This window comes from Jeotgalibacillus terrae, assembly GCF_016908195.1.
Taxonomy (GTDB): Bacteria; Bacillota; Bacilli; order Bacillales; family Jeotgalibacillaceae; genus Jeotgalibacillus; species Jeotgalibacillus terrae.
Genome location: NZ_JAFBDK010000020.1, coordinates 41,560 through 57,263, shown reverse-complemented (window position 1 = coordinate 57,263; position 15,704 = coordinate 41,560). Strand labels below are relative to the sequence as shown.

General features: G+C 43.9%; 13 protein-coding genes and 3 tRNA genes. 3 read left to right on the top strand and 13 right to left on the bottom strand.

Going from position 1 to position 15,704, the window contains the following annotated elements; all coding sequences use genetic code 11:
* Positions 1-246: 246 nt before the first annotated feature.
* On the top strand, positions 247-1,821 hold the full coding sequence (locus JOD21_RS16225) for a sensor domain-containing diguanylate cyclase (protein ID WP_204730619.1): 1,575 nt from the start codon (positions 247-249) through the stop codon (positions 1,819-1,821).
* A gap of 312 nt (positions 1,822-2,133) precedes the next feature.
* On the opposite strand, the gene JOD21_RS16220 is transcribed toward JOD21_RS16225, so the two are convergent.
* The gene (locus tag JOD21_RS16220; protein WP_204730618.1) at positions 2,134-2,298 is read right to left on the bottom strand and encodes a CxxH/CxxC protein; all 165 of its coding nucleotides are present in this window, start codon (positions 2,296-2,298) and stop codon (positions 2,134-2,136) included.
* A gap of 203 nt (positions 2,299-2,501) precedes the next feature.
* The gene (locus tag JOD21_RS16215; RefSeq protein ID WP_204730617.1) at positions 2,502-3,710 is read right to left on the bottom strand and encodes a S1C family serine protease; all 1,209 of its coding nucleotides are present in this window, start codon (positions 3,708-3,710) and stop codon (positions 2,502-2,504) included.
* Positions 3,711-3,906: 196 nt separating this feature from the next.
* On the opposite strand from JOD21_RS16215, the gene JOD21_RS16210 reads away from it, so the two are divergent.
* Positions 3,907-4,869: a glutaminase gene (locus JOD21_RS16210; RefSeq protein ID WP_204730616.1), complete on the top strand. Its 963-nt coding sequence runs from the start codon at positions 3,907-3,909 to the stop codon at positions 4,867-4,869.
* A 283-nt stretch (positions 4,870-5,152) separates the two neighbouring features.
* Here JOD21_RS16210 and JOD21_RS16205 read toward each other — a convergent pair whose 3' ends face one another.
* From JOD21_RS16205 to JOD21_RS16155, 11 genes are all read right to left on the bottom strand, one after another.
* Positions 5,153-5,749 carry a TlpA disulfide reductase family protein gene (locus JOD21_RS16205; RefSeq protein WP_204730615.1) on the bottom strand — a complete coding sequence of 199 codons (597 nt, stop codon included), beginning with the start codon at positions 5,747-5,749 and terminating at the stop codon, positions 5,153-5,155.
* Entirely contained in the window at positions 5,746-6,123 is a 378-nt protein-coding gene (locus JOD21_RS16200) for a hypothetical protein (RefSeq protein ID WP_204730614.1), read from the bottom strand. The genes JOD21_RS16205 and JOD21_RS16200 overlap by 4 nt, the downstream gene beginning before the upstream one ends.
* A 546-nt stretch (positions 6,124-6,669) precedes the next feature.
* A complete protein-coding gene (locus JOD21_RS16195) occupies positions 6,670-7,467 on the bottom strand; it encodes an MBL fold metallo-hydrolase (protein WP_204730613.1) in 798 nt (265 codons plus the stop codon).
* 6 nt (positions 7,468-7,473) lie between these two features.
* Positions 7,474-8,331 carry a two-component system regulatory protein YycI gene (locus tag JOD21_RS16190; protein WP_204730612.1) on the bottom strand — a complete coding sequence of 286 codons (858 nt, stop codon included), beginning with the start codon at positions 8,329-8,331 and terminating at the stop codon, positions 7,474-7,476.
* A complete protein-coding gene (locus JOD21_RS16185) occupies positions 8,318-9,643 on the bottom strand; it encodes a YycH family regulatory protein (RefSeq protein ID WP_204730611.1) in 1,326 nt (441 codons plus the stop codon). The genes JOD21_RS16190 and JOD21_RS16185 overlap by 14 nt, the downstream gene beginning before the upstream one ends.
* Positions 9,640-11,493 carry a cell wall metabolism sensor histidine kinase WalK gene (gene walK, locus JOD21_RS16180; protein ID WP_204730610.1) on the bottom strand — a complete coding sequence of 618 codons (1,854 nt, stop codon included), beginning with the start codon at positions 11,491-11,493 and terminating at the stop codon, positions 9,640-9,642. The genes JOD21_RS16185 and walK overlap by 4 nt, the downstream gene beginning before the upstream one ends.
* A 6-nt stretch (positions 11,494-11,499) precedes the next feature.
* Positions 11,500-12,210: a response regulator YycF gene (yycF, locus tag JOD21_RS16175; RefSeq protein ID WP_041123974.1), complete on the bottom strand. Its 711-nt coding sequence runs from the start codon at positions 12,208-12,210 to the stop codon at positions 11,500-11,502.
* Positions 12,211-12,462: 252 nt separating this feature from the next.
* On the bottom strand, positions 12,463-13,887 hold the full coding sequence (locus JOD21_RS16170) for a M23 family metallopeptidase (protein ID WP_204730609.1): 1,425 nt from the start codon (positions 13,885-13,887) through the stop codon (positions 12,463-12,465).
* 312 nt (positions 13,888-14,199) lie between these two features.
* A tRNA-Phe gene (locus tag JOD21_RS16165) sits at positions 14,200-14,272 on the bottom strand.
* Between the two features lie 5 nt (positions 14,273-14,277).
* Positions 14,278-14,353: transfer RNA gene (locus JOD21_RS16160), tRNA-Asp, on the bottom strand.
* 26 nt (positions 14,354-14,379) lie between these two features.
* Positions 14,380-14,454: transfer RNA gene (locus JOD21_RS16155), tRNA-Glu, on the bottom strand.
* A 209-nt stretch (positions 14,455-14,663) separates the two neighbouring features.
* On the opposite strand from JOD21_RS16155, the gene JOD21_RS16150 reads away from it, so the two are divergent.
* On the top strand, positions 14,664-15,704 hold the full coding sequence (locus tag JOD21_RS16150) for a potassium channel family protein (protein WP_338032916.1): 1,041 nt from the start codon (positions 14,664-14,666) through the stop codon (positions 15,702-15,704).

Genomic DNA, 15,704 nt, shown 5'->3' with positions numbered 1-15,704 from the left:
GCATTAGAGAAAAGCCGTCCCGGAAGGGTACGGCTTTTCTGTTGCCTCAAATATGACCATGAAAGTAATCAACGTGTGAATGCTTTGACGCTTACGAACACTGCGTGAAATGTCCGGAACAACTCTTCCACCACCATATTTTTTAAACTTTCAGACAACTTTTACGTGCTCAATCTCTTCTATTATGAGATACTAATATGTATAAAAGGGGAACTTAGTCCTATTTCACACAAAGGGTGTGATTTGATGAGAGAACTGTTGATTTATATGGCATTATATCTGCTTCCTGCTGCGATGATGTTTTATATGGCAGTAGACGTTCTGATGAGAAATCACAGAAGGACTGAGCATTTATTGCTGAGCGCTTATATTGCATGTTACGGCATTCTTTTTACGACAGAATTCGTGCGCCAGCAGGTCGATGTTTCCTATAGCCCGATTTTAATTACGTATGTATTCGGAAATGCAGGATTACTGATTCTTTGTTTATCCATTCATTTTATTATTAAAATTACAGGTGTGAATAAAAAAATACCGTCTTTTCTCTATCCATGGATTTTCTACCTGCCCGCTATCCCCATTCCCCTGACACTGATTTTTCAAGTGAATTTTACAAATAGTACAGTATTTGAACGTGAAGACCTTTTTATTTATCCCGAATTCAATGCTGCTTATATTGGTACGATGGCGGGCGGACTGACGCTCTCATTCGTGATTATCTGGATGCTTCATCAGCTTGGAAAAAAAGCTGTGGCTCCTCAGCAAAAGAAGATTATCAGTTTACTCATTGTTGTGGCCATTCTTGTTCAGATCTGGAATTTTGTTTTTGGATTCTTTGAATTCAGAGGGATCATGCCGCCCTATCCTTACATTTACGGCGGGCTGATCTGGATAGGCGCACTCGCTTACGGCATGAGAAAGTTTGATTTTCTCGCTTCTTATCATAAACGGTTTTCAACGCTTCACGAGATTAATCCGTCACCGATTCTACTCATTGATCATAGCGGTATGATTGAAAGTGCCAATCCGGCAGCTTTATCATTTATTGGTGTTAAAAATCTGAAGGGGAAACAGTTTACTGATTATATTTCAGAAGACCGCAAAGATGGTGCGCTGGAAAGGTTTCAGTATATGTTTGACCGCGGGGAACGGATCAGTCAGTATGAATCGCGGATCACAACAGAAAACGGAGAGAAGAAATATATCCTGATTGATGGTGATTTTGTATTCGTTGAGCATAACCTTTATATTCTCTGCATTTTGAGGGATGTTCAAATGTATAAGGAAGCGGAGGAGACGATTCGTTTTCTTGCTTACCATGATGCGCTGACCAAGCTGCCGAACCGCAGGGCCTTTTATGAAGAAGCGACTTCCGTGTTAAAAGGCGCTCAGACGACTGCGCTGCTGATTCTTGATCTTGATGATTTTAAAGCAGTCAATGACACATTCGGACATCAGACGGGAGATGAATATCTGAAGCATGTTGGAGAATTACTGAAGGATGCCATCGGAGACAGTGGACTTGCTGCAAGGGTGGGCGGGGATGAATTTTTTGCCTATGTGCAGTGTGAAAGTGAGACTGAACTAAAAAAATTGGTTTCAAAACTCATGAGACAGTTTGAGAAAAATCCGTACTGGGCCCAAAATACGCCCCTTGAGATCAAATTCAGTCTTGGCATCAGCTGTTATCCGCACCATGGTACAAAGCTTGAAACCCTGATTCATAAAGCAGATCAGGCTATGTATAAGATTAAAAAGAACGGTAAAAATGATTTTTATATATGGAACAAAGAGCTCGAGACCTCAAACAGCTCACGTTAAAAGCCATTTCCTGGTGCAGAAATGGCTTTTTTTAGTTAAGCAAGATGCCTTCCACTTTTCTTTGTCCAGTTCCAGCAGGCAGGTCCTCGAGTCATAAGCCACAATGAGAAAATGGGGAAGGTCGCCCATTTCTCTCATTGCGTCTTATGCTTGTCGGACCTAAACGCCTGCTTACACTTTTCTATTTGTCCACTGTGGATAGATTTTGTCGGTTCTGGTCTGTTTTTGAAATGAGTTATTCGACCATTATAAACAGTTTATCCACAAAAGTTATACACATATCCACAATTAATATCCACATTTCGTATGAGATCATTTGTTCTCCACAATATATATGGCTGTTTCATCGCAGTATTCACACTTTGTGGACAACTCACTTGTGTTATCCACTGTCTTTAGATCAGGAAGTTTTTCAGTTTCGTCTACGATCACATCAAGACCTAATTCGACATGTTCTTTACAACATAGAATGCGCATATGAGTCACCACCTTTTTGATTGATTGTACCACGAATATATTTTACACAAAAAAATAGCAGGAGCGTGGAGGGCTCCTGCGAAAAAATAGGCTTAAGAAATAGAGTTTTGTATAGTTTGTGTGGACTTGAATCTATGTGAACTCCTTTTGGGAGGAGATTATTTTCGATTCAGAATTGAGGAGCCGTAAAGCTCCTCAATGTTTTATAGTTGAGAGTCATCTGTTAATGTCAATGTCAATTCAACCATTTCACCATTACGGTATACTTTCACCTGCATGTCATCGCCTACGCTCTTTTCAGTGTAAAGGTGCTGACGAAGTTCCATGCTGTTGTTAATTTTCTCACCGTCCATTTCGACGATTACGTCCATGTCTTCAAGACCTGCGTTTGCTGCTGCCGAATTTGGTACAACGCGTTCGACTACAACGCCTGTTGTCACTTCTTCAGGCAGTTTAAGCTGCTCTTTCTGATAGACAGCAGGTACATTTGCAAGATCAAAGAGTGTGATACCCATTGTCGGACGGTCTACTTCACCTGTTGTTTCAAGGTCTTCAATGATCGGCTGTGCCATATCGATTGGAATCGCAAGACCGATACCTTCTACTGAAGACTGTGCAATTTTCATCGAGTTAATTCCAACGAGCTGTCCTTCGATATTGACTAGCGCACCACCTGAGTTACCAGGGTTAATCGCTGCGTCTGTCTGAATGACCTCTGCCTGCCAGTCAACCTGTCCATCTTTGTTAATATCTACTGGAATTGTTCGTTCAACGCCTGATACAACACCAGTTGTAACAGAACCTGAGAACTGAAGGCCAAGCGGGTTACCGATTGCAATGACCGGCTCACCCGGCTTTAGTGCCTGTGAATCACCGAATTCAGCAACTGTCTCTACATTTTCACTGCTGATCTGAAGTACTGCAAGGTCTGTCCACTGGTCGCCGCCAAGGACCGCTGCTTCTTCTTTTGTACCATCAGCAAGTGTCACTTCAACCTGATCACTGCCTTCAATCACATGATTGTTCGTCACGATAAATGCACTGTCGCCCTCTTTTTTATAAATGACGCCAGAGCCTGTTCCAGCTTCCTGTGCTTCACTTTGCTGACCAAACATTGAACCGCCGGCCTGAAGATTTGTTACCCCAACAACGGCATCTCCTGCTTTTTCAACTGCCGCTGTAACATCAGAGGATACATCATATGACACTGCCTCAGTTTGTGCTGTTGATTCGCCGGCTGTATCTGAATTCGTGACCGTTGTACTGCCGTCGCGGTCAAACATTGGAAAAGCCAGTGCGACAATCAGCGCTCCTATAATGACGCCGACAAAGCTTGAAAAGAAGTAACCTGCTTTACTGCCGCCTTTTTTTGCAGGTCTTTCTGTATTTGTATGATCATCGTAATAACCCATTGATTTATCATCCTTTCGTTAACTTGTTCTTGCTATGATTCACAGTATAGGGAGCGAAGATGAAAATCAGATGAAAAAATGCTTAATGTTTAAAAAAAATTTTCATCAATGTGCTGAACTTCATTTTCAGCTTACGGTTAAAATTTTTCACTAAGGGGAAAAGACTAGTATTGACTGTACGATAGGAGGCTTTGAGATGAGAAGTGAAGAAGTGTATGAAAAATTGAAGCAATGGGTTGAAGATAACCGCTCACATACAATGCTTGGAGCGCCCGCTCAATACATACCGGCGCTTGCCAACCAGGACCGCGACCAGCTCGGCATCTGTATCATGGATATTGACGGAGATACGTATAAAGCCGGGGAAAGTGATGTAACATTCACGCTGCAGAGTATTTCCAAAATCATCAGTTTTGTGGCGCTATGTCATTTTAAAGGCCTGGATTTTGTACTTGATAAAGTGGATGTGGAACCAACTGGAGAATCATTTAACTCTATCATTCCATTTGAAATACACCGTCCCGGAAAACCGTTTAATCCGCTGATTAATGCCGGCGCGATTACGGTTGCGTCCATGCTGCCTGGAGATACAGTGTCAGAGAAATATGAGCGTTTTATACTGTTTGTAGAAGGAATGATCGGTCATTCGCTGGAGCTTGATCAGGAAGTATACGAATCAGAATGGAAAACCGCCCACCGGAACCGGGCACTTGCGTATTACCTGAAAGAATCCAACCTGCTTGATCTGGATGTAGAAGAAGCGCTCGACATTTATATCCGGCTTTGTGCGATCTGTATCAGTCTGGAAGATCTCGCTAAAATCGGACTCGTCATCGCCCATGACGGCTATGACCCGATAGAGGAACGCCAGATTTTCAGCCATGACGTAGCCCGTATCGCAAAAGTACTGATGGTCACATGCGGCATGTATAATTCTTCAGGAAAATTCGCTGCACATGTCGGAATCCCGGCGAAAAGCGGCGTGTCAGGCGGCATCCTGGCATCCGTCCCGCCAAAGTGGCACTCACCTGAAAAAGCATTCCGAAAAGGCTGCGGCATCGCCGTCTTCAGCCCAGCTATCGACGCCAACGGCAACAGCGCAGCAGGTACCATGCTGCTGAGACAGATTTCAGAGGAATGGGATTTTAGTATATTTTAAGAAGAAAATTGGAAGCAGGCGTTTAGGTCCGACAAGCATAAGACGCGGAACTAAACAGAAACTTAACTGCCAGCTGGGGCTGGCAGTTTTTTTACGGTTTTCTTATAGGTCAAATTACACAATGCATCGAAGTTTGCTCAAATAGTGACGAACCAGCCGGGTTTTGTGTTGAACATTCACACTCTTGTAGCGAACACCAGATGTTTTACGCCGAACATCATCCAACATCCCACGAACCGCAGCCATACAAAACAAAAAACCGCCCACAGGCGGTTTTTCACACTTACAAATCCTCCATCATATCAACCATCATATCCCGATCCATCGGTCCCATCAGCTTACGCTGGATAATTCCTTCTTCATCAATCAGATACGTGGTCGGAATGGTATATGCCTGAAACTCTTCTCCTAAAAGGCCTGTTTCATCAAGCAGAATCGGGAAAGTCAGTCCATAATCATCAGTAAAAGACTGAATTTTATCCATCCCGTTATCTTTACTTGTCAGGTTCACAGCAAGAATCTCAACGTTTTGCTCTTGTGCTTCATTTTCATAGTACTCCTGCATGTGTGGCATTTCAGCCATACATGGCGGACACCAGGTTGCCCAGAAGTTCAGAATGATTTTTTTGCCGTGATAGTCCTGCAGATTAACAGGTTCTCCATCAAGCGTTGTTGTTTCATAAGCGGGCAGCGGGTTTCCCTCTTTGACATCACCTGATGATTCCACAGGTGCTGCACTATCATTATCAGCAGGCTGAACTGCGTATTCCTGCTGAAGGGCTTCGAGCTCACGTCTTTCCTTTTGATCATTGATCACATTTATAATTAAGATTGCGACGAGTATACCTACTAATCCCAGGGCTAAAAACCTTTTCATCATCGGGAAGTCCTCCTTATTGTTAAGAGCCGGACTGCTGCACTGATCAGCCAGCTGTAGATGAGTCCTGTTGTGAGTAAGTCTCCATTCAGCGATACGGCGAGCCATTGAAGCGCGAGGATAACGAGTAATGTCAGCCATGGTGCTTCCTGTAAAAGACGGCTGCGTGCCGGCCAGATCAATATTAGTAAGACCAGAAACAGTACGGCCAGCATTGCGTCTGTAATTGAAGTTGCCGTCAGGATGAGCTTTGACGTTTCAGTGACAGTACATACAACGAGCCACGCCGGCAGCCAGTACTGAATAATCTCAGGCATTTTCCGGCTGTAGTAGATCATCTGCATCAAAACAGCTGTCACTGCAAGCAGCAGACCCATTTCGCCTCCATTGTAATACAGAATCGACATCGGTGCTTTTAAAATATAGTCAAAGTAAAAGAAAATACTTGAGAATTTCCATACGAGTACAAATGTATAAAACAGGTTCGATACCTTTGAAGCCAGCGCTTTGTCTGACTGATAGATACGGAACCAGGCAATTGCAAATGAGACTAGAAGCGCAATTTGTGTAGATGAAATAATGAGCGCGCGGATATTATACCATTCGATCAGATACCCCTCCCTCTATTTTCTCTTTCTATCAGTCTACTTGATTTATATGAAAAAAGAAGGGAATTTGCCCGATGTCACAAAGGTTTTGGAAATCCGGTATGGAGCGTGACCGATTAACATCTTGTCGTTCTGATGTAGGTATATTTACATTTTTCTATGAAACATCATGATATTTCTACGAACAAAGGCTGTTCTTCTCTGAACGGCCGCATGCATTCTTCGAACAAAACACTTTTTTCTCCGAACCAAGGTCTCTATTCCACGAACACTCCACACCCCAATCCCCAAAAAAAGCACCACCCTCAGGCAGTGCTACACAATTTTATACAGATCTGTCGGCGTTTTCGCATCTGTATCATACAGATCGAATGTCTCGCCAACTTTCAGCCCGCAGCCCTCAAGCGTCTGCGTGACGCTCATACGGGCCAGATCCTTCATATTGTTATCTTTTGATAAGTGAGATAGATAGATTCGCTTCGTGTTATCTGTCAGCACTTCGCTCATGGCAATCGCTGCGTCTTCATTGGAGACGTGGCCGACATCACTCAGGATACGGCGTTTAATGCTCCATGGATAGCGCCCCATACGCAGCATACCGACGTCATGATTGCTTTCGAATACGTAAGCATCAGCACCTTTAATGATGCCTTTCATGCGGTCGCTGACATACCCTGTGTCTGTCATCACGACAATCTTTTTACCGTTCTCGTGAAAGACATAGAACATTGGCTCTGCTGCGTCATGTGACACGCCAAATGATTCGATATCAAGCCCGCCGAATGACTGGACCGTTTCCATTGGAAAGACAAACTTCTGGTCCGTTTGGACATTTCCAATGAGGGGTTCCATCGCATGCCACGTTTTTTCATTTGCATACACTGGAAGATTGTAGCGGCGCGCCAGAATACCGAGTCCTTTGATATGGTCGCTGTGTTCATGTGTGACCAGAATGCCGCTCAAATCTTTCATTGAGCGGTCAATCTGGCTGAATAACCCTTCCATCTGCTTGCCGCTTAATCCGGCATCCACCAAAAAGGAATGGTGCTCGTTTTCTATAAAAATTGCATTTCCTGTACTGCCGCTTGCCAGCACACTCATATGCATCGTCATATTGCTTCACTCCGCAGTTTCGTCGTTTTCTTCAAGCTGATCAAAGTCCAGATCCACCTGTGACATATCGAAAATACTGCCATCTACAGCATTCATGTACAAATCATACTCGTCGCCGCTTTCATTTTCAATCGTCATTTTCCAGGTAGGTGTCAGCACCTGGGTTGTTGCCTGATCAGATTCTCCAGCTGTCACCTGGACAAATGGCGGGTAATATCCAAGTTCAAGGTCTACAGCTGTTGAGTTCGGCTGAATCAGGTTACGGTCATAAAAGGTTTCAAGGACTAACCTTGGTTCTCTGAGCTGCTGTTCTTCTGTAAATTCCTCTAAAGAAGTCAGATAGGTCTGCTCATAAGACACGGCTTCATTATCTTCATTCAGCTGAACGGCGATCTGGGCGTTCAGATTATAATAAAGCGTTAAATCTTCGTACGTCTGGAAATAGATCAGCTGATTGTCTTCCTCGTCATAATCCCAAAATGTATATTCCTCGCCGTAGAGCACGAAATCTTCTAACAGCTCGTTCAGTTCTTCCGGATCTTCGGGATCATCTATGGCTACCGGCTCAGCAAGAACTGAGTCAAGAATCTGCCCTTCACGGATGATCGCACTTTGTCCTTCCAGCTCCTGAACATCTGAATTCACAAAACGGTAGGATTCTGCATTCAGATAAGGACGGCTGTCTGCCACATCCGGAAGTTCTCCTAAGGTGACATTTTCATCTGCAAGTCTCTCCGTCGTTGAAAGATCACCGATTGTTTCAAGCTGGCTGTCTTCATACTTTTGAACAAACAGGATAAACAGGAAGATATCCAGGATCAGAAAGACAACGATAAAAATAGTTTTCGTTTTACTCCAATCCAACCGGATCCCCTCCTCCTATCACTGGTACTCTTGCCCAGCTGCCATTGTATTTATAGTACCAGACCGGATCAAACGTATACGTGTTATTGTTTGAATCCTTTGTCATATAGTAACCGATTCTCACATCTTCCAGATTCTCAGGCTCATAATCTTCTATTTTTTCAATTGCTTCGATTGCGTCATAGCCGGAGCCGAGCGGAACGGAATCATAATCTTCAGGCAGCGGAAACTGTTCTGTCAGAAGCGAGCGGGTATACCGGTGAATTCTTGTTTCTCCCCACTTCTGATAGATTTCGGCTGCACCTTTGTCATTGAATACAGGCATGCCTGCCACATGCATCCGAAACGTTACTTCCTGCTCCATTCCATCCAGGTCATATAAATGATAGTCATCAACCCAGCCCTCGTGCTCGTTGACAAACCTTCTGCTTTTCTGGAACAGCTCACCCGGACGGCCGACTGTCGACAGCTCTGCGGATGGGTTCACATAACTGAGTGTGTTATGATTTCTGTAAACCTCCATCAGGTTCGATTGATCAGTATACTGATCACGTGAGGCACCCAACTGGTTCATCGTCACAGCATCCGGATCCTGAAATAACGCTCTTCTGAACAAATTCACATCAAGGACGCTCATTTTGTATTGTAACTGCAGATATTCTCTCCGCTCTACAGGGAGATAGATTGTCCGGTCACCTGCTTCATGGGCAAAATACGGTGAATAAGTCGCTGCTGCATTTGACACAATGGCGTTATTTAATTCCTCGAGATGAGTGGCATCTACACGGGCCTCGTATACCACGCGATTATCGTAATTGACAAAATAAAGTGTAAACGGTGTATCATCTTCCCCTGATACATCAATGACGACGCGGTCAAATGTATCCTCAGGAAGTGTGCTGTTCTCAAACGTTACAATATCACGGTAAGCACCAAATGGTATCTCTGTCGGATACAGCACTTCGATCCGGTTCGGACCATGGACGATCTCCTTAAACTCCTCTTCATTAAACGAAGCGTTCTGCTGAACATTATAAATGTTCCACTCATCCATCTGCCCTGTCAGCACGGCAATATTATCCTCATCCGTCGTTCCACTGACAGCTACTTCCCCGTGCACAAGAAAGCGTGATGGCTGGATTAGCTCATCCGCACTGCGCTCACTGGCAATCGATACATTCTCAACAGTCGTTTCTGATTCGTCATAGGGGTCATCTGCCGGCTGATAAGACCACACATTCCAGGTCAACAGAAGACTTAACACAACAAGCAGTGACAGCAGAATCGACTTTAATAATTCCATTCTTTTCATGCCCACTCATCCTCACTTTCCGGGTCATAAGGGAGTGTGAAGAAAATCTTTGTACCTCTGTTTTCCACACTTGAAGCCCAGATTTGACCGCCGTGAGCAGTGATCATTTCCTTTGCGATGGCAAGTCCGAGACCTGTCCCGCCCAGCTGTCTTGTTCTGGCTTTGTCCACCCGGTAAAAACGTTCAAAAATATTTTTCAGGTTTTCACGCGGAATCCCAACACCCTGGTCTGACACGCTGACAACCATTTCTTTTTCGCGTTCCTTCAATTCCACCTTAAAGCCGATCTGGCCGCCTTCCGGTGAATACTTCAGCGCATTTGAAATAATATTATCAAGCACCTGTGTCATCTTATCCGTATCAATCTCTACATACACAGGTTCTTTTGGAAGCTTCACTTTAAATGAAACATCCTGCGAGCGGCCCATATCAAAACGGTCAATGATCCGCTGATAGAATGCAATAAAGTTCACCCATTCCTTATTCAGACGATAATCACGGCTATCCATCTTAGACAGCTGCAGTAAATCATTCACGAGGCGGATCATCCGCTCCGTTTCCGTCTGTGTAGTATGAAGGAACTGCGGTGCAATCTCCTGATCCTGCCACGCTCCTTCAGCCAGCGCTTCAAGGTAACTGCGCATCGTTGTCAGCGGCGTACGGAGTTCGTGGGATACATTCGCTACAAATTCGCGGCGCTCCGCATCAATTTTTTCCTGCTCAGTAATATCATGCAGCACAGCAATCAACCCGCTCACAAAGCCGGTTTCTTTCTGGATCGCTGAGAAATTGGCGCGCAGAATATAAGGCTTTGCCTGTGTACCGAAATTTAAAATTAATGAATCACTCTGGCTTGAAAGATCATCAAAAGAGTACTCATCTTCAATGCCCAGCAGTTCAGGCAGTGACATCGAGAGTACTGTTTCACGTGAAACATTCAGCATAGCAGCAGCAGGATCATTGATCAGAATGACGCGCCCTCTCCGGTCAGTCGCAATCACCCCGTCTGTCATATAGCTGAGTACACTTGAAAGTTTGCGTTTTTCAGCTTCAGTCGTAACCCGTGCTTCCTGAAGCCTTTTAGTCAAGTTATTAAATGTGATCGCGAGCTGACCGATCTCATCATGCCCGTACACTTTTACCTTCCTCGAGAAATTTCCTTTTGCCATATCCACTGCATGACTTCTCATATCAGCAATCGGCCTGGTGATGGTTTGAGCGAGCAGCACACCGAGAATAGCTGTAATGACGAGTGAAATCGCTGTCCCTCCGGCAAGAATGCCATTGATTTCATCCATCTGCGAGTACACATTTTCTATACGTGACTCTACGTGGATCGCCCCGATCACATCGCTTCCGCTGACAAGCGGCATCGCAAGCACCCACATCCGGTCGCCGCTTTCACGGTCCACATACGTTTCATTCAGGTTATCCGGAGGCGGCGCGCCTTCTATAAACATCCGCTGAAGCAGCTCATTATTCATCCGCTGGCCGACAACAGTCGCGTTGTTATCATCTGACGTACCAAGCACCCGGTTTCTTGCGTCGATAATCCGTACTTCCTCGATATCTTCAGAATTAAGTCCACCCAGTAATACTTGGATGGACTGTTGTAAGGAAGGTTCATCATCTGACCGCTCGCCTGAGAGATCAGTTTCGATTTCTCGTGTAATACTGTACTCAAGCGGACTCATACGGTCTTCAATCGACGATTTGAAGTTTTCGAGAAGCGTTTGTTCTAACTCGCGCACGAAATAAACGCCGATAATCTGCATCGCTAATGCAATTAAGAGTACGTATATCAGCACAAACTTTAAATGTATAGACTGAAAGAAATTAACCTTCCTCATTCAGTTCTACTCCTGATCCGGATTTCTCAGGTAATACCCGACGCCGCGGCGCGTCACAATCCATAATGGATGGCTCGGATTGTCTTCAATCTTCTCACGCAGACGACGAACCGTTACGTCAACCGTACGCACATCACCGTAGTAGTCATAGCCCCATACAGTCTGAAGCAGATGCTCACGCGTCATCACCTGTCCGATATGTTTTGATAAATAATGAAGCAGCTCAAATTCACGGTGTGTCAGTTCAATCGTGTCACCGCGTTTTGTTACCATGTAAGCGTCCGGATGAATCGTTAGAACACCTACTGTGATTTCATTCGTCAGGTTTTCTTCCTCAACCTGTCCTTTCAGTGCCTGGTGACGTCGCATATTCGCTTTTACACGTGCAACCAGTTCACGCGTACTGAACGGCTTTGTCACATAATCATCTGCGCCAAGCTCAAGTCCAAGCACCTTATCGATCTCAGAGTCCTTTGCTGTCAGCATAATGATCGGCATTTCATAGTTTTTCCGCACTTCACGGCATACTTCCATCCCGTCTCTGCCCGGAAGCATAATATCGAGAAGGATCAGGTCAGGCTTTACTTCTTCAACCTTTTCAAGCGCTTCATCACCATCATAAGCACAGTGAACCTCATAGCCTTCCTTTTTCAAATTAAACTGGAGTATATCTGCAATTGGCTTTTCATCATCAACAACTAATATTTTCTTATCCATATCATGATTCTCCTTTTAATTCGTCATCATAGAGCAATCGTATTTCTTATAGTAAATGTATCACGTTAACAGTGATAATTCACTCTTTACCCTATTTTAACAACTGATTTCCCGGGAAATAGTTTGCTCTTGTGTCATATCACTGCCCCTTTCCCGGAGGAGCACATATCATACCTCTTCTATTTTAATACACAAAACTGCTGCCAGTGTCCAGTTTTTCATTTAAAACCGTACCGGCAGCAGTATAGCTATCTAATAATTCACATAATCCATCGGGTTTTTCAGGTCACCATTTACATATACTTCAAAATGGAGATGAATCCCTGTTGAAAATCCTGTTGTTCCCATCAGACCGAGTGTTTCACCCTGACCAACAACCTGTCCGGGTTGAACATGGATCTCACTCAGATGAGCATAGATCGTGCGCATCCCATTATTATGGTCAACAACAACCTTATTTCCATAGTCACCCTCGAATCCAGCTGATACAACCACACCATTGTCGACATTACTGATTGTCAGACTGTCCGGGCTCGCGATATCAATTCCTTTATGATGATCGCCCCAGCGCGGTCCCTGATGGCTGGAGATATATCCTCCATCAGCAGGCCAGATCAGTGAACCCGTTCCCTTAGAAGGAATTTCCTTCGTCCCTTCTAAGACGATATGATTTTTCGCTTCTTTCGTGATTTCTTCATTTTCATTCGACTTGGCTGTCTGCTTTCCATTTACTTCCGTTGTAAACTGCGTATAGACTTTTTCGCCTTTTGCGCCTTCCTGCTCAGTACGTGTTTCCCCTTTCAGGATCTCATTGTCTTCTTTTACAACCTTTTCGAAGTCAATGTCTTCCTGAATACGTGATTCACGTGTTACCTGGACTTCAGCACCGGGAACTGTTTCTTCTACTTTTACAAATGCACCTTCAGACAGTACTTCTGCTTCCGGGTTTAATTCATCGAAAGTTTCTTCCGTCATTCCATACAGCTTCATGATGTCTTCTTTTGTTTCACCTTCTGCGATTTCATGATCAGAAGAGATGACAGTACCTGCTGAAAGCTTTTCTGCAGCTTCTTCAGGTGTTGAAATGGCTGCCGGTTCCACCTCAGTTTCAGCCTGGTCGCCTATTCCCTTTATGTCAATTGCAGTGATGCGGCTATCACCCGCTTCAAGCGCCTTCGAAAGATCTTCCTTTTCAAAACGCGCCAGTTCTTCTTCTGTAACGGCTGTCAGCTTCAGCTGTCTGATTGTTTCTTTTGCAGCGTCTTCATTTTCGACGTAAGCAACGACTTGATCACCGAGTGTTACTTCATAGGCATCTGTCACAAACTCAGCTGCTTTTTTTGCTTCACCCATCAGATTACGGTCTTCCGGCTGCGGATTAAATACCTGCTCGGGAATTAATGTCAGGTTATGAGTGACATCGCCTGAAGCTTCTTTTTCAAGCTCTTCTTCTTTTTTCTCAGCCCATGCAGTCAGGTCGTCAGGGTCGGTTACAACTCCGATATACGTATCACCGGCATACACGTGATGCACGACGGTTAATCCACGTGACTCAGCTGCTGCTTCACTGTCAAATCCCCATAGGGCTGATGACAGTATAATGCCTGCAGCAAATATTTTAAGGCTTTTGCCTGGTTGTCTATATGAATGGTTTATTTTCTGTTCGTTATTATTCATTGTGTTATCCTCCAGCAAGTAAGGTTGAATCAGCACACGTTAAAAATGCGCCATCCAAATGTACCATATGGAAGTAGTCATACAAGCCTTGTTTCCTAACTGTAAAAAACGACATCCTGCTATATTTCACCCATTTCTATCCAACTACCTGATCTGAAAGGGCAGAGAGAGGATCAAAGAGTGACAATTTTTTGACTGTAATACTTTTGTTATGAAATTGAGATGTTTAACAGAAGGGTAAAAGGGTTATATAAAATGTTTTGGGGAATTTGAGAGAATAAAAAAAATACGCCGCGATTGCAGCGTATCTTATGGCTTTGGACGGAATCGAACCGCCGACACATGGATTTTCAGTCCATTGCTCTACCAACTGAGCTACAAAGCCGTGAATGGCGGTCCCGACCGGGATCGAACCGGCGATCTCCTGCGTGACAGGCAGGCATGTTAACCGCTACACCACGGGACCAGATATTGTTACGATGGTATGTATAATGGTGACCCGTACGGGATTCGAACCCGTGTTACCGCCGTGAAAGGGCGGTGTCTTAACCACTTGACCAACGGGCCATCGTTTGTGCGCTGCCTTAGCAACGAATCTAACTATACCATAATCTTTTAAAACCTGACAATCTTTTTTTAAAAAGTTTTTCGGGTTTTTTTCATATTGATGATTTCACCTGATTAATGATATGCCCAGGCCTCAAAAAGCGGTAAAATCTAGATAATAGAAACTTCTGATGAAGCAGAACGTATTCATTAAAAAGGAGGGATATATTGTGCAGATATTTTTTAGGCTCTGGAAACAGCTTTCTGAGATGGATTTCCGTGTAATTTCAATTTTATCGGCTTTTATTATATTATTTGGTACTTTTTCAGTCCATCTGCTTGAGCCTGATACATTTCCAACACTGTTTGACAGCTTTTGGTGGACCATGACTACACTGACCACTGTAGGATATGGAGATTTCTTTCCAGTCTCTATTGCAGGCAGACTCGTCGGGATTTTCTTATTTATCTTCGGGATTGGTCTGATTGGGGTATTAATCGGAAAAATAGTAGAGGCGGCAAGTACATACCAGCGTTTAAAAAAGGAGGGGCGTCTAGTGTATAAAAAGAGTGGGCACTATGTGTATATTGGTTGGTCAAAAAAGACTGAGCAGGCAATCAAAGAAGTGCTGTATCATAATAATGGTGCTGAGATTGTTCTAGTGGAGGATATGCAGGAAACACCTTTTTCTGAGGATAAGGTACATTTTATCAGTGGAGATCCTACAGAAGAACGTATTTTACATAAAGCAAATATTACTGAAGCAAAAAGAGTAGCCATTTTTTCAGATCCTGATATAGAGGATACAGTGCTAAGAGACGGGAAAAGTCTTCTGATTGCCTCTGCTGTTGAAGCAATGTCTGTCACTCATGAGGTTGATATTCAGACGATTGTTGAAATTTGTGAAGAACGTCATATCTCGAAGTTCAACCATATTCGCGTTGATGACTTTATTTTATCCGATGATTCGGTATCACTGCTGATGGCGAAAGCAACGCTGCAGCCCGGTACGACCACTATTTTCAGGCAGCTTCTCAGCAAACGTTTCGGTAACAATATCTATGTGTTTAAAGCGAAAGACACATGGAAAACTTATCGTGATGCCTCACAAAAACTGCTGGATGATGGTGCCGTACTCATTGCAGTAAATGAAGATATGGATTTCAATGAAGCGATTAAAAAGCCGCTGAAAAAAGGCGATAATTTGTATATTATTTGCGATGAGAAAACGTATAAAAGATTAAATGTTTTATATGAAACAGTTGAGTAA

What these genes read in the sequence shown, in the direction of transcription:
- JOD21_RS16210 (WP_204730616.1), top strand. Translation starts at nt 3,907, where the DNA reads ATGAGAAGTGAAGAAGTGTATGAAAAATTGAAGCAATGGGTTGAAGAT.
- JOD21_RS16205 (WP_204730615.1), bottom strand. Translation starts at nt 5,749, where the DNA reads ATGATGAAAAGGTTTTTAGCCCTGGGATTAGTAGGTATACTCGTCGCA.
- JOD21_RS16195 (WP_204730613.1), bottom strand. Translation starts at nt 7,467, where the DNA reads ATGACGATGCATATGAGTGTGCTGGCAAGCGGCAGTACAGGAAATGCA.
- walK (WP_204730610.1), bottom strand. Translation starts at nt 11,493, where the DNA reads ATGAGGAAGGTTAATTTCTTTCAGTCTATACATTTAAAGTTTGTGCTG.
- JOD21_RS16170 (WP_204730609.1), bottom strand. Translation starts at nt 13,887, where the DNA reads ATGAATAATAACGAACAGAAAATAAACCATTCATATAGACAACCAGGC.
- JOD21_RS16220 (WP_204730618.1), bottom strand. Translation starts at nt 2,298, where the DNA reads ATGCGCATTCTATGTTGTAAAGAACATGTCGAATTAGGTCTTGATGTG.
- JOD21_RS16215 (WP_204730617.1), bottom strand. Translation starts at nt 3,710, where the DNA reads ATGGGTTATTACGATGATCATACAAATACAGAAAGACCTGCAAAAAAA.
- JOD21_RS16225 (WP_204730619.1), top strand. Translation starts at nt 247, where the DNA reads ATGAGAGAACTGTTGATTTATATGGCATTATATCTGCTTCCTGCTGCG.
- yycF (WP_041123974.1), bottom strand. Translation starts at nt 12,210, where the DNA reads ATGGATAAGAAAATATTAGTTGTTGATGATGAAAAGCCAATTGCAGAT.
- JOD21_RS16200 (WP_204730614.1), bottom strand. Translation starts at nt 6,123, where the DNA reads ATGGGTCTGCTGCTTGCAGTGACAGCTGTTTTGATGCAGATGATCTAC.
- JOD21_RS16185 (WP_204730611.1), bottom strand. Translation starts at nt 9,643, where the DNA reads ATGAAAAGAATGGAATTATTAAAGTCGATTCTGCTGTCACTGCTTGTT.